Genomic DNA, 14,452 nt, shown 5'->3' on the forward strand with positions numbered 1-14,452 from the left:
GGAATTAAGATAATGACACTGAATAAATCACTTATTGCGCTAGCGATTGGCGCTGCAGTATTAACGACAGGTTGCACCACAACGCCGTCATCAATTTTTTCAACAACGAATGAGTTAAAAGCCACAGAGTTCAAAAACGTTATCGACCGCTCTGGCTCACCAGAATACATGCGCGATTACGATTTTGATGACCACCAACGCTTTAACCCATTCTTCGACCTTGGCGCGTGGCATGGCCATTTGCTACCAGACAACGACGAAGGCATGGGTGGTTTCCCTGGCACGGCGCTGTTAACGGAAGAGTACATTAACTTTATGTCGAACAACTTTGACCGCTTAAGCGTGTTCAAAGACGGTAAAAAAGTAGCCTTCACTATGGAAGCCTACAGCTTACCGGGCGCTCTGGTACAGAAGTTAACATCTGCTGATGTAACAGTTGAGCTAACATTACGTTTTGCATCAAACAGAACATCATTACTAGAAACAAAAGTAACGTCAGCATCACCGGTTGAATTAGTTTGGGATGGTGAATTACTTGAGAAGAACCACGCGAAAGAAGGTAAATCACAATCAGATAAAACTATCGACCAAGCCTATCCTGATTACGACCGTGCGCTTGTCGCAACAGACGACGGCTTAACGGTTACCTTTGGTAAAGTACGTGCGACATGGTCATTACTGACATCGGGTGATTCTGAATATCAGATCCATAAATCAATTCCGATGGAGACTGTGATTGATGAGCATAAGTTTACCTCTAAAGCGAGTATTGCAGGTTCAACAACCTTCTATACAACTTATTCGCATGTGCTAACAGCTGAAGAAAATCAGGCTGAACAAGCAAATATTAAAGCAATACTCGCTAACCCGACCGAATACTTAAATGCGTCAGAACAACGTTGGGAAGGTTATTTAGACAGCGGTTTAACCAATACGCACGCAACGCCAGCACAAGAGCGTGTAGCAGTAAAAGCGATGGAAACCTTAAACGGTAACTGGCGTGGTGTCGCTGGTGCAATGAAGTTTGACTCGGTTACTCCATCAGTAACTGCACGTTGGTTCTCGGGCAACCAAACTTGGCCGTGGGATACGTGGAAACAAGCCTATGCAATGGCACACTTTAACCCTGACGTAGCGAAAGATAACATCCGTGCGATGTTCGCTTATCAAATCCAAGCTAACGATTCAGTGCGTCCATGGGATGCGGGTTATGTACCAGATTTACTGGCTTATAACACTAGCCCTGAACGTGGCGGTGACGGTGGTAACTGGAACGAACGTAATACCAAACCAAGTCTAGCGGCTTGGGCTGTGATGGAAGTGTATAAAACCACTGAAGACAAAGCATGGATAGAAGAAATGTATCCTAAATTAGTCGCTTATCATAACTGGTGGTTACGCAACCGTGATAACAATGGCAATGGTGTACCTGAATACGGTGCAGCGCGCGATAAAGCTCACAATGATGTAGACGGTAACATGTTATTCACGGTTAAACGTGATGGCAAAGAAACGACTTATGCGGGTATCGAGAAGTACAACAAGATCCTGGCTGAAGGTAACTTTGATCATATCGAAGTACCAGCGCAAACAGCGGTGTCTTGGGAATCCGGTCGTGATGACGCTGCCGCATTCGGTTTTATCGATAAAGACCAGCTAGATTCTTACGTCGCTAACGGTGGTAAACGCAGTGACTGGGATGTGGCATTTGCACAAAACCGCGCTGAAGATGGCACCTTACTTGGTTACTCGTTATTACAAGAGTCTGTTGACCAAGCAAGCTACATGTATAGCGACAATAAATACTTAGCACAAATGGCTGACATGTTAGGTAAAGATGATGAAGCGAAAGAATTCCGTGGCAAAGCGGATAACTTAGCGACTTATATCAATACTTGTATGTTTGATGAAAGCACTGGTTTCTTCTACGATATTCGTATTGAAGACAAGCAACTGGCGAACGGTTGTGCAGGTAGCCCTATCGTTGAACGTGGTAAAGGCCCTGAAGGTTGGTCACCACTATTCAATGGCGCTGCAACACAAGACAACGCAGATGCTGTCGTTAAAGTAATGAAGGATACCAGCGAGTTCAATACTTACGTACCCCTTGGTACTGCCGCGATCTCAAGCCCTGCTTTTGGTCCTGACATTTACTGGCGTGGACGTGTATGGGTTGACCAATTCTACTTCGGCCTAAAAGGCATGGAGCAATATGGTTACCGTGAAGATGCTGTCGAAATGGCAACGGCTTTCTTTGATAACGCCGATGGCCTAGTGCAAGACGGTCCAATTCGTGAGAACTACAATCCGCTAACAGGTGAACAACAAGGCGCGCCAAACTTCTCGTGGAGTGCCGCGCACCTATACATGTTGTATAACGACTTCTTTACTGAAGAAACGAAATAACGAGGAAACTAACTTAATAACGTAAACAAAGTAAAGTAGATAAAGCACAGGTACATAACTAACAAGCTAAAATAGCGTTTTATTAACAGTTGGTTACCCTAGGCTATTACAATAATAAAGGTCATCACTACAAGGTGATGGCCTTTTTATTTACCCGCTAACAATGCTAGTCTAACTGTCCCTCAGTTAATTAGCAGTCGATGTAATGAAAGCGCAATCCACAGTATTCTCTAAAGCACGATCTAAACTACCTTCTCAAGAAAGTCCATTTATGTTTCTCGCCCTTGCCGGTATTGTCATGACCATGACCTTTTCCGCTTGGAATGCCATTGATGGGCACAAAACCCCATTTACTTGGGTTAAACGCTTTTCACAAACGTCACGAATAACATCAACACGATTTAATTCTTTTTGGCTCATAGCAAATAGCATGACACATAGCTCTGAAGAGGATTATTAATGGAACAGATCCTATCAGAATGTGACATCTCTAAGTTGGGGATATGTGACATTACTATATTGGGTTAACACCTACATTAGTTGTTAAACCCCAGTTGAAATGTCATGTCTTGCCACCAGTAGAAATGTCGCTTTTGGTGTTATTTTAAAATAGATAATACTTAGCAATAAATCAAATTATTCATGCCTTACTTGAAGTGCAGGCTCTAAGCTCATGAGGGTTAGCAAGCACCGGGTTGATTGCTCTCAGCTGCTCCAGAGCTCGCTGTTGTGCTGAGCGCTTCGGCGCTTTCTTACTACGAGAACGTTTATCTTCAGCATCTAATTTTTGATGTTCTACCTGAGCTAATTTAAGTACGGCTCCAAGCCTTTTGTTATCAACGACTTGACCTTGATCTATTTTTTGAAGCTTATCAAATATCTGGTAACGCAAAACGCGGTCACCATAACGAATAGCAATTGTACCATCTGGATAATCAAGAACTTGAACCGTTTCACGTGTTAACCTGTTATTTTCCTCGGTAGACTCAATCATATAAAGTACTTTATCGTATTGGATCGTCAGTGAATTTGATAGCTTCCTTGTGTCTTGCCAAGAAAAAATGTCATCTAATTCATCGTATTCGTCTTCATGAATAGGTCGATGCATATCTTTAGTGCAAATAGGGGGCTTGGCAAATCGACGATTAAAATCATCAATAAATTCGGGTAACCATCGGTTTGCATCGGTCATATTATCAATGCCTTTAAGCCGCATTTCTTTAATCAACCGGTCTTGTAACGTTTTATTAGCTCGTTCAACGCGGCCTTTAGCTTGCGAACTGTTTGCACATATTAATTCGATGTTTAAATCTTTAAGCGCACGACCAAATTGCGTTATTTTAGCGGTTTTAGCGGTTTTAGCATCTCGACTATTCACTTTAAATACGGCTTGTTTCTGAATTTGTAAATTTCAAACTCATCAATTTACTCGTCGCGTCATCAATATAAACAAGTAAGCAGCACTTATCGCTGCGTCCTTCAAACCAATCATGATGAGGGCCGTCAATTTGTATCAGTTCACCTAGACAGTCACGACGATAGCGAGGTTGATAGACTTGAGGTTTGCGTTGAAAATGAGGTTTCCAGAGGCCATCAGCAATCATCCAGCGGCGTAATGTCTCTAAGCCAAGAGAGATATCATGTAATTCAACAAGCTTCTCATGAGCCAACGTAGGACCAAAATCACGATAGTTAGCGGTAATCAGATCCAAGACAGTTCGTTTGAATTGATATTTGTGCTGGTTATTACTTGGCCTGCCACGTTTATGCGATATTAAACCTTCTGGACCATGTTTTAAATATGCTTTAGTCAGTCGATATATTTGCCGCGGGCAGAGATCAAGAATAGAAGCGGCTTCGACACCCGAAATGAGTTTATCAATAACGTTTTTGATGGTGCTAATTTTGTGTATTTCATTATCAGTCATAGTGAGTAACATCATGTGAGTCCAAAGCATCTAAAAAGATGCTTTGAAGATAGTTCAACATGACATTTCTGATGGTGCCAAACATGACATCTCTACTGAGGACCTACATTAGTTATGCGTGTTAGGTACAATATGTTAAATAGCACCCTAATTGATAAAATTTAGAGAGCAAGTGGCATAGCGTACTATATATTAAATAGGGTCTGAATTGATGAAATTTAGTTGGTGGGATTATCTTACTGTATGTTGAATCTATATAGAGTAAGTCGTTCGCTAGATTGACCTCGCGAACTACTTACTTATTTAGGTTTCACATAACATGCGTTATGCGCAGAGAAGTTTAACAACGCATGATCGGGGTATGAAATAGATATTACCTAGTAATATCTATTTCGACTAACTACGCGCCTAGAATAATTTTTGCTGGGAGTTAGTTAGCTATATTTCACGAAGCGAACAGCTCTTAATGCGGAGATATTAAAAATTATGGTGATTCAGGTTTTCTATACGCTCTGCTAGCCAAACTTTTATAATTGATTGCCTCGTTACGCCAACTCGACTTGCTTCGCGATCTAGTGAATCGATCATCCACTCAGGGAAATCAACATTAACTCTTTTTGTTATTTGTGTCGTTCGCTTTGCTTGTGATAAATCTAGATCAGCGAGTACATCATTCCCTTCATCAAATTTCTTATCAAAATTAGAAGCTTTCATAAAATGTCACCTCATTTTTTCTTGAACGTCTAACTGAAATTATACGAATATTATTATTTCTATACGTTATTACAGCTGACCAGTGTTTGCCATTATGGAATGCAATAATTACAAAGCGAGCTTCATCACTTGTGTTTGCTGGGATCTCTATTAAATTAGGATCATTCCATAGCGATTTTGCATCGTCAAAATCGATACCATGTTTATCGAAATTGGCTTGGCTTTTATTTGGATCATATTCAAAATTATTCATGGTATAAAAAATATACCTTTTTTGCGTTTATTGCAAGTGTTGGGGTATTTATTCTGTTGTCACAGAATAAACATAGGCCGCCGCAGGCGGCCTATGTTCTAAGGAGGTATAATTATTATCGCCAATTAGGATGTCTATGATAATAATATTCACGACTATCATTTACAGCTATACGGTTAAGTAAAGAAGTAATTCTTTGTCTTGGCCGCGACTGTGGGGTAAATACGCTTGAGCGCGGGCTATGAAGATCTCGGAAGACTGACATATTTACCTCGCCTTTAAACCCTTTTACTATTTTTCCCGTACGATTTGACAGTTCCTGCCCTATAGACCATAAAGTTCCACCATCTGCACTATGACACACTTCTAGATTAATACGCGGATAATGATCATATCCATTTTTAGAAATAACATCTGAAAGTTCTCGCCCAGAAAGAAGCCCTTCCTTTAAACCAACAATACCTGTATCACCATGCGCACGAATGGTAACACTTCCGGCGTTGCTAAGAAAATAACTTTCATTGGCCAAACTTGCAAACGACTTTGAGCGAGCTATTAGAGTGCCTTTTGCCCTATTAGCACTCTTCATCGCATTGTTTATAGTACGCTGACCTAGAACTTTGCCTACTCCCTTACCCACCCCAAATGTAGCAAGCCCAATCACCGCCCCGATACCGGCGTTTATCGCTGCGTCTTTAGGGCTTGCGCCTGCTGCAACATTAATTCCAAAGTCCGCCGCCCCCGACACCACTGCATCCGCTACAGCAAGGCCAACTTGCACGCCGGTTTTTGCTCCGACCGCAGCCGCACCAAAGCCACCACTGAGAAAGCCTAGAGCTGCCCCTATCCCGACTTGTTTCCAGTCGAAGCTGGTTCCAGTGGTGGCAGCTCGAATACCTTCCACGGCTGCTGAAACGCTAGCGCCAATGACGGCGCCAATGACGGCGCCGATTATCAGGCTCATTATCGCAAAGTGACCGCTTGGGTCCCTTAAATTTACCGGGTCTCCCAGGCAGTAGGCGTAGGAGTTGATGCCCCCTTTACCAAACGGGCTCATCGAATCCATGGCATGAAAGCGCATCAGTCTGGGGTTATAGACACGGTAACCGTTGCCCAGGTGATACAAGCCGGTCACCGGGTCCTTGCGCTCCCCGTTAAAGCCCATGGAATTTTCAGCCAGTCGGCTTGACGCAGCATTTGGTTGTGCTGCCTGACTCGCTGCCGCCATGACTGGTGTTAAGCTCGCCAGTGGGTAAGCCGCCACTAATGCCGATGAACGTTTGATAAACTGTCGCCGTGACGCATTGACGTGTTGATGGAATGGTGCTTTTGGTCGATATAGTTTTCTGTTGTCTTTCACGTTAATTACCCTTCTCCGTATGGCGTGTATTGGCGATTAGCCTGCACTCGTTCGTCAGTGGTTTCAGATGTACTCAGGGTGGACAGAATACTGCCCTGGCTATTGGGAATGAGAAACTGGTGTTGATTCGAGTTCCCTGACTGAACCGTACGACTTCCTGCCGCCCCGCCTACTCGCTGGTAGCTGGTGTGTACACCTTCCGATAATTCATTCGCCAATTTCTCCCCCTGGTAATATAGGTAAATAAGGTGGTCTTCATGGGTTTGTGATACCACCTGACCCATTGCGTCATAATGATAACGCGACAATTCCTGCCCATCCTCTGTAACGCTTTCCATCTGCTCCAGTACGTTATAATGGTAGGTCCTACCTTGCTCGTCGGCGAGTAAATTCCCAGCTGCGTCGTAATTAAAGGAGCTCCTACTTGGGTAGCTGGAATGGGTATTGCTCATGTCCTGTAACTGAACAGGGTTATCGCTGGCATAGGTGAAAGTGGCAATATTGGTTGTGCCGTCGGTAAAGTTACTTTCTGCCTGGGTGACATTGCTATACACGTCATAATTAAAGCGTTGGGCTTTGATGATATTGCCGTATTCATCTTTTGGCGCATTCGGACCAGTGCAAACATAAGTTACTAATCGATGAAGGTCATCATAGGTCATGGTTTCAGTTGTTACGTTACCCCCCTCCCGGTACACCTTCTCACTGATTTGTAAATCACTGTTAAAAGCTTGCGTTAAGGTAAACTCTTCAACGTCATTTATCGTGACGGTTCGACTGGTCTCCAGCCCTGTTGTATTAAACGCCAGATTAATCGACACCACATCGTCACCATTGCGGGTGTCATAGCTCACCGGGCGACTATAAGCGTCATAAGTTAAAGTGGTGGTCGTAGTCTGACTACCTTCTGTTGAAGTCACGGTCTGTAATCGGGCATGTTCATCATAGTGATAGGTTGTGTTATTACCAAAGAAGTCTGCCTTTGAGAGCAACTTTCCCTGCAATGAATAGCTGTACGTGGCACTACGCTTGGTACCATCATTTAACTGCACCGACTCTGATAGCAGCTGGCCAAGTTGATTATAACTGAAGTCCTGCTGACCACTTAGGTTCTGCGCGCGCGTTATATCACCGGTGACGGCATCATAATCAAACACTTTGGCTAAGTCTAATTGCCCTGCGATATCGACTGAGAGAGGGGACTGGTGATATTTATTGTTATTGAATCGTAGCGTATCACCGTGTGGCGTGGTTTGCGCTGATGGCATCATTGAGGAGCCGGTGTAGCTGGCACTTCTATTTACCCCTGCGACCTCACCTTCCGTCATGCGTGACAAACCATCGTATTGACACTGGCCCAGGTTGATATCATCGACCGCAATGTTAGTAGGTAATGCGTCGGTGGTAAAACTGGCATACTCAACTGACTGCGCCACGGTTTTACCATTAATTGTCTTGTTGGTCGCTACTACCCGGTCACTGTTGTCGTAGCTTTGCGTAGTTACATGTTGATTGGTGTCGGTGGTGCTAATCAGGTTGGAATAGCCATCGTAATTGTATTGGGTGTAGGCCAGACGATTACTTGCCGCATCTAATGTTTCTTTAGACACCTCCAACCCGGCATTATTATAAACCGTAATTTCTTTCGATAGCCCTGGGAGTTCATTAACAATTGTCAGTGTCGCCAAATTCTGGGTAATTAACTCTATTCTGCCATCAGGATGAGTGACTCTATTAACCTGCCCATTGGTATCGTATTCATACGTTGTGGTTAAACTCAGCTGCTTCCCCTCAAGCCAGTCACTGTCAATTTGGGTTACCAGCAGGCCGAAGTTATTATAAAAAAGCTGACGAATAGTTTTTAGTGAGCCGCTAGCATCACTTTGCTGCACTTTAATTTCCTTACCAGCGTTGTTAAAGTGCTGAACCAGCTTATTTCCTTTTGCGTCCGTTGTGGTTAGCGCATTGATTCCGCTGCCAAGCTCATAACTAAAGCGAACCGTTGCCGCATAAGCGGTACCGGGAGCCACCGTATCAGTCATTTTTCGACCGATAGCGTCATAGGTAGACGTCATTGCAATGCCTTCAGCATTGACACTTTCAGTACCTTGCCCGTCCAAGTAGGTCATGGTACTTGACGTGTTGGCAGTAAGCCCGTCATGGGTTCTAAGCTGTAGGGTTGTCTTCACTGCGTCAGTACTGAAGTCATAACCATAGGTGACCGTGCTTACCTTTCCGTTAACCGTAACTTTTTGTGTTGCCAGACGGCCATATTCATAGTGGTTACTCTTGTTGGTGCAATAAGCCATCTGCACGCTGTGGTCATGATAGGTTTGCCTCTTAATCAGCACAAAGTACTCGTTACTGCTATTGAGCTTGGGAAGTGACAGATAGGTCATATCTGTATGACGAGGAACTTCGCCATGAGCGCTACTGGCCGGAATAAAAGATTCTCGTTTGAGCAACGACACCATACCGTTAGGCTCGGCTGGACAATGGCTACCTTCCCCTGAAGCAGGGTAGAAGGTGCGGGTTATTTTACTCCTGCCTACCTGCTTAATGTAGGTCTGGTTACCATAGTCATCGTAATTGTACGTTATGCTGAACGTTTTCTGCTTCCCACCCTGGTAATAGGTGGTTCGTTGCTCGTTGACAAAACTGTACGTCGCTGGCTGGTATTCAATACCAATATCTAGGTTGGCAAAATAGTCATTCTCTTCTTTTTTATACATCGTACCATTTTGTCGATATTCAGCGTGCGCGAGCAAATGATACTTGTTGTAAACGCGCACCACCGACTGACTGCCATTGATGGTTTCGGTGCTGCTGTATTGGTACTCCCTGCGCGCCCGAAACAAGGTGTCTTCACCCGATATCCAGGCTTGGTCACTGGCAAACCCCAGGTAGTTTTTATCTGAATACGAGTACGTTATAACCTGCTCAGGCTGATTTTTACCGGGCGCGTTACGATACTCGGTAATATAAGGGACTTTGGAAAGGGGGGCACCGTTGGGTAAGGAGTGACCATTATCAAGGTAGGTCATTTCCTCAATCATACCTGATGCATGAGTCACTTTTTCTATCACATCGTAACCACTGCTCTTCACAAAGCGGTATTCTATCTCGATGGGTGAAGGTTGCTCTGGCATCGTAATGGAAGACAGATGAATGTCTCTTCCCCCCCCCAACTTATCGAATATCATCTGCTGATAAACAGTAGCATTTACACTGTGCCTCACTACCGCCTGCCACTTGTTTGTCCACCAATCAATAGTTAACTCACGTCCGGCACTGTCGTATATACGCCACAGCACAGACTCATTCTTAAACTGACCGTACTCAAATTGAATAACAAGGCCTTGTGGTGAGACCAACCGACTAAGCGTTCCCTCTTGATAACTGATAAAATCCTGCCGGCCATCTTTATAGACCACTTTTATTTCTTTGCTGGCATTCAGATAAAATACCCTCATATCCTTTAGCTTTCGGTAAGGAATATCATATTCATTTTCGCTGGCGTTCCATTCAATCTTAAAACTTTGCCCAGTGGATAACGATAATGTATTGCTCGACTTACTGAATCTACTTAATGAAATCCCCCACCCCCGACCAAACCCCATATCCAGTGAACTTGCAGCGTTATAGCTCAGCAATAAGGAAAAAGGAGGTCCTGATGTTTTATGGGATAGGAATTCACCTAGGTTAACAGAAAAAGAATAGCTTCCCGTCCGTGGGTCAACGCCGGTATTAATGTGTTCAGAAAAATTAGATGCATTACTTTCAATCATGATTACTATCTTCGTTAAGATTTAATTAAAGAGAAGAAAGGAGTCAATAAAACCCCTTCCGATTATAGTTGAATTCTGGAAGTTGTTGAGATGTAACCACCTATCAATAACTATCGGTACAATGAAAGTGACGATGAAAGTTATCTCTTTCCTCAATCATCACGTCATGGTAGGTAGTATTTGAATTCAATAGATACATCATACTTACAGCCTAAAAGATGGAATAGTCACCATATCGATAGCCCCAACTTGTCTTCCTAGCGATACTAATCTCGCCTTTATTTCCATATGAGTCATAGAAATAAATGTCCTTATTTAGATGATCGGGTTTTAACTGGCGATATAAAAAAACTCCATCATGCATACGTTCCTTCCCATCTCCATCAATATAACTATTACCTCTTCCGACTAACAAGGAGAATACTAATGAATTAGTCGTGTTAATATTATAGATTTCACTTCTGCCTTCACTCCAGCTAGTTGGAGTTTGGTGATGATTGTAGAGAGGAAAAGAATCTGTAATTCCGCCTTGATTAGGAGCGTAAAGGTAAAACGCACTGTTAATGGCATCATTTCCAAGTGTGCCCTTCGCAAGAGAACTTGAACCTATAAGGTACTTCTTATTACTTCCAGGCTGACGGTGCGCGCCGTTATAATCAACGCTGTGTAAATTGAAGCCTTGCGCTGTGTATCGCTTCGAGATATTGAAAGTTGAGTTCACCCAACCTGAATCTTTTTTGGTCACTACAAAGTCGTCCATCAATGTGTAAGTCTTTTTAACATGGACATTCAAATAAACCGAACCATAGCTCGTATCACCTTCGCAAGTGGAGAATTTGGAGGTTGAGCCATCCTTACTTGCGGTAAGTTCAACGCAAATTGACGCATCATGATTTGATTTTGTCGATAAATACAACGTCTTGTATGAGGCAGAAGAGGGGGAAGCGGCGGAGCGGGGACTGCGAACGGCGTTTATGTCATGTAAGAAGTCATTTCCTTTTTCAGTTACAGCCCAATTATCCAGCGCCGCTCCTGTATATAGATGCTTTAGCTCCACTTCGCCTAGCGTATACCCATCGGCAAGTTCGTATACGACATTAATTGCGGCCTGCATAAGACCGTTGTTATAGATTGCGGAGCTACTTATACCAGAATGGGTATATACTTTCACTGACTTAATCCCAGAATCAGGAGGGCCACCATTGGCCAACACGCTGCTCACAGGGGCTAACAACCCAATCATTATTAGTGCAATTATTTTTATCACTTAATCAAACTCCTAAATTTAAGATATTGTTATATTTAGTATTTTATCTGAAATTACCGTAATATTTTACTTAATATCCGCCAACAGTTTCTTTCCTATTTTTACAAAATTCAGCGGAATTCTACGACCATAGTCATTGAGTTTTAGCGAACATGGTTTTCCAAAAAGGTTCCTTTTTTTGTGACTAAGAGACAGGTTTGATACCATTAATCGTTCAGGTCAATTAAAACCCATAGAACAAATAGATATATCAACCCATATATAGATACCTAGTCATGGGTGATTTTTCACCAATGTTATCAACCTAATTTACTCCGTACAATTAAGCTTACGTAAGCGTGTTTAAGTGAATGTAAGATATTGATATTTTTAATTACTGCCAATCAAGGCTTAAGTGGACTTTCTTTTTGTGCTTTTATTCTTTGTTCTGGCTTGGGTGCTTAAGGAAGGTTGAAGTCATGCAAGGTAGTGCGCACTAAATGAATTCTTATTCGTATGTACGTATTTGGGTTCTGTCGCAAAGTTGACGAAGTGAAGCGATATATTGATAATGCAACGTCACGATAACCGAGTATTATTAACATGAAACTTAACTTTTAAGGATGCCATTTCCCGCAAGAGATCATCATGCAAGCACTTCGTTATTACTTAGCGTACAAATTAAGTTACCGTGAAATAGAAGAGATTTTTGCTGAGCGTAACATTCATTTTGACCACTCAACATTAAATCGTTGGGTGATAAAATATGCGCCATTACTTGAAGCCAATTTCAGAAAAAGAAAACGTAAAATAGTTGATTCATGGCGCATGGATGAGACCTATATTAAGGTCAAAGGTAATTGGGTCTACTACTATAGAGCCGTCGATAAGTATGGCGCTATTATTGATTTCTATTTGAGTGAGACGCCTAATGAACAGGATGCACGGGCCTTCTTTGATAAAGCGATAGGCAGTAGTGGATTGCCAAGTAAAGTTGTTATCGATAAAAGTGGCGCGAATGCAGCAGCGTTAGATACCATCAATATTAGCCTTTGGTTAGGTGGATACATGTTGCGTATGATCGAAGTATTGGCAGTTAAATACCTCAACAATATTGTTGAACAAAGTCATCGAAAAGTGAAAGGTAAAATGCATCAATGTTTAGGATGGAAGTCTTGGATTGGTGCAGAATCAACCTTGGCAGGTGTTGAAGTCTGCTCCATGATTAAGCAAGGACAGATGATTAACTCAGAAGGAATGACGTCCTGGGAGCAGTTTTATTCTTTATCTGCATAATTGTATCTGAGGAAAAGTGCCTCTTTAATTTAGAACCCACAATCTGAGTTTGCGACAGAACCTAAAAAAAAGGCCGTCACTGAAGTGACCCCATTAAGTTGGACATTTTAGTTAAGCGGCTTGTAAGGCCTGGTTTCGATATTCTATCGGAGTCAGGCCTTTTAATTTGACCTTAATCCGTTTCGTGTTGTAATACTCGATGTATTCATCAAGCTTTTCTATCAATTCATCGGCATCTTTGAATTTCTGCCTATGATACATTTCTGTTTTTAATAAGCCAAAAAAATTTTCTGCCACTGCGTTATCTAAGCAGTTCCCTTTTCTCGACATGCTTTGTGTCAGTCCATGCGCAGCTAGTTGTTTTTGATATCCCCTATGGCGATATTGCCATCCCTGATCGCTATGTACTATTGGCTTTGAATGCTCATCTAAATTATTGATAGCATCTCTTAACATATCAGTAACCAGTGGCAAACGGGCATCTTTAGCTATCTTATAAGCGACAATCTCTTTAGTAAATAGATCTATAACTGGTGATAAATAAACTCTCTGATCCCTCACCTTAAATTCAGTGACATCGGTTGCCCACTTTTCATTTGGCTTAGTAGCATTAAAGTTTCGTTCAAGTACATTAGGTGCCGTTTTTCCAGCTCCGCCCTTATAAGAACTGTATTTTTTAGGTCTTACTGTCGATTTTAGATTTAATTGAGCCATCAGTCTTTGCACCGTTTTATGGTTTAGCATAAAGCCTTGCCTTTTCAGTGTTAAGTGAATTCTGCGATAGCCGTAGCGACCTTTATGTTCATGATAAATTTCTTTGATAAGCGCTAACTCACGCTCATAAACATTCGGTTTTTCACTTACTTTTACTTGATAATAGAACACACTTTTAGCCAACTGAATGGCTTGAAGAAGGTGCTTTAGAGCATGTTTATTTTTGAGAGCTAAAACCGTTACCGTTTTTTCTTTGTTTGCCGGCGCTTTGCCTGCTCTAGCTCTTCCAACTTTTTTAACACAGCATTCTCTGCTCGTAGATAAGCAAGCTCTTCTTTCAGCTCTTCTGTTGTCATTTCACTATCTGGTTTTGTGGTCGTATTAGATTGCTTCATTGTAAGCCTACTTATTGAGGAGCGTTCAAGTCCTCTTAAGCCAAACTCGTTATATTTTTTTAACCATACAGAGAGCGTACCGGGAGAAGACTGATTTAATATGGCACTAGTGTGATTGAGAGACCATTCATTTGTCCACATTAATTTTAATGCTTGTAGCTTTGTTTTTGCATTACTGGCATGCAAATTTGGCAGGAATGCATTTGTGCCATGAATTGCAAAGACTTGAGTCCAATATCGAATTAACTGAGAGGGTATTGATAGTTCATTCGCTAATATTCTAGATGACTTACCATCTAGACACTGTTGTGCAGTGATAAGTTTAAACTCACGGCTATATTTTGACATAAAA

At 42.3% G+C, this 14,452-nt stretch carries 8 protein-coding genes and 3 pseudogenes; 3 read left to right on the forward strand and 8 right to left on the reverse strand.

Annotation, left to right across the window (positions count from 1 at the left end; translation table 11 throughout):
- The first annotated feature begins 12 nt into the window (after positions 1-12).
- Together ygjK and FR932_RS12185 are read left to right on the forward strand one after the other, a co-directional pair.
- Positions 13-2,406 carry an alpha-glucosidase gene (ygjK, locus tag FR932_RS12180; protein WP_019443010.1) on the forward strand — a complete coding sequence of 798 codons (2,394 nt, stop codon included), beginning with the start codon at positions 13-15 and terminating at the stop codon, positions 2,404-2,406.
- A gap of 205 nt (positions 2,407-2,611) precedes the next feature.
- Complete coding sequence (locus tag FR932_RS12185; protein WP_151676834.1) at positions 2,612-2,866, forward strand: hypothetical protein; 255 nt, start codon at positions 2,612-2,614, stop codon at positions 2,864-2,866.
- Positions 2,867-3,046: 180 nt separating this feature from the next.
- On the opposite strand, the pseudogene FR932_RS12190 reads toward FR932_RS12185, so the two are convergent.
- The 6 genes and pseudogenes from FR932_RS12190 to FR932_RS12215 all read right to left on the reverse strand — a co-directional run bounded on the left by FR932_RS12190 (position 3,047) and on the right by FR932_RS12215 (position 11,716).
- Positions 3,047-4,334, reverse strand: a pseudogene (locus FR932_RS12190) (helix-turn-helix domain-containing protein).
- A 477-nt stretch (positions 4,335-4,811) separates the two neighbouring features.
- Positions 4,812-5,048, reverse strand: a complete 237-nt coding sequence (gene brnA / locus FR932_RS12195) for a type II toxin-antitoxin system BrnA family antitoxin (RefSeq protein ID WP_019443014.1) — start codon at positions 5,046-5,048, stop codon at positions 4,812-4,814.
- Positions 5,035-5,301: a BrnT family toxin gene (locus tag FR932_RS12200; RefSeq protein ID WP_019443015.1), complete on the reverse strand. Its 267-nt coding sequence runs from the start codon at positions 5,299-5,301 to the stop codon at positions 5,035-5,037. Before FR932_RS12200 ends, brnA begins: the two co-directional genes overlap by 14 nt.
- Before the next feature lie 115 nt (positions 5,302-5,416).
- Complete coding sequence (locus tag FR932_RS12205; protein WP_019443016.1) at positions 5,417-6,661, reverse strand: RHS repeat-associated core domain-containing protein; 1,245 nt, start codon at positions 6,659-6,661, stop codon at positions 5,417-5,419.
- A gap of 5 nt (positions 6,662-6,666) precedes the next feature.
- The gene (locus FR932_RS12210; RefSeq protein ID WP_019443017.1) at positions 6,667-10,449 is read right to left on the reverse strand and encodes an RHS repeat domain-containing protein; all 3,783 of its coding nucleotides are present in this window, start codon (positions 10,447-10,449) and stop codon (positions 6,667-6,669) included.
- 211 nt (positions 10,450-10,660) lie between these two features.
- On the reverse strand, positions 10,661-11,716 hold the full coding sequence (locus FR932_RS12215) for a hypothetical protein (protein WP_019443018.1): 1,056 nt from the start codon (positions 11,714-11,716) through the stop codon (positions 10,661-10,663).
- Between the two features lie 582 nt (positions 11,717-12,298).
- Here FR932_RS12215 and FR932_RS12220 point away from each other — a divergent pair.
- A pseudogene (locus FR932_RS12220) lies at positions 12,299-12,991 on the forward strand (IS6 family transposase).
- A 111-nt stretch (positions 12,992-13,102) separates the two neighbouring features.
- On the opposite strand, the pseudogene FR932_RS12225 reads toward FR932_RS12220, so the two are convergent.
- Both FR932_RS12225 and FR932_RS12230 read right to left on the reverse strand, forming a co-directional pair.
- A pseudogene (locus FR932_RS12225) lies at positions 13,103-13,963 on the reverse strand (IS3 family transposase); the annotation flags it as partial.
- Complete coding sequence (locus FR932_RS12230; RefSeq protein WP_151676836.1) at positions 13,945-14,448, reverse strand: helix-turn-helix domain-containing protein; 504 nt, start codon at positions 14,446-14,448, stop codon at positions 13,945-13,947. The gene FR932_RS12230 and the pseudogene FR932_RS12225, both read right to left, overlap by 19 nt.
- Positions 14,449-14,452: the final 4 nt, after the last annotated feature.

The organism is Moritella marina ATCC 15381, assembly GCF_008931805.1.
Lineage (GTDB): Bacteria > Pseudomonadota > Gammaproteobacteria > Enterobacterales > Moritellaceae > Moritella > Moritella marina.

Excerpts from the sequence above, each read along its gene's own strand:
- ygjK (WP_019443010.1), top strand. The coding sequence starts at position 13 with ATGACACTGAATAAATCACTTATTGCGCTAGCGATTGGCGCTGCAGTA.
- FR932_RS12185 (WP_151676834.1), top strand. The coding sequence starts at position 2,612 with ATGAAAGCGCAATCCACAGTATTCTCTAAAGCACGATCTAAACTACCT.
- brnA (WP_019443014.1), bottom strand. The coding sequence starts at position 5,048 with ATGAAAGCTTCTAATTTTGATAAGAAATTTGATGAAGGGAATGATGTA.
- FR932_RS12200 (WP_019443015.1), bottom strand. The coding sequence starts at position 5,301 with ATGAATAATTTTGAATATGATCCAAATAAAAGCCAAGCCAATTTCGAT.
- FR932_RS12210 (WP_019443017.1), bottom strand. The coding sequence starts at position 10,449 with ATGATTGAAAGTAATGCATCTAATTTTTCTGAACACATTAATACCGGC.
- FR932_RS12230 (WP_151676836.1), bottom strand. The coding sequence starts at position 14,448 with ATGTCAAAATATAGCCGTGAGTTTAAACTTATCACTGCACAACAGTGT.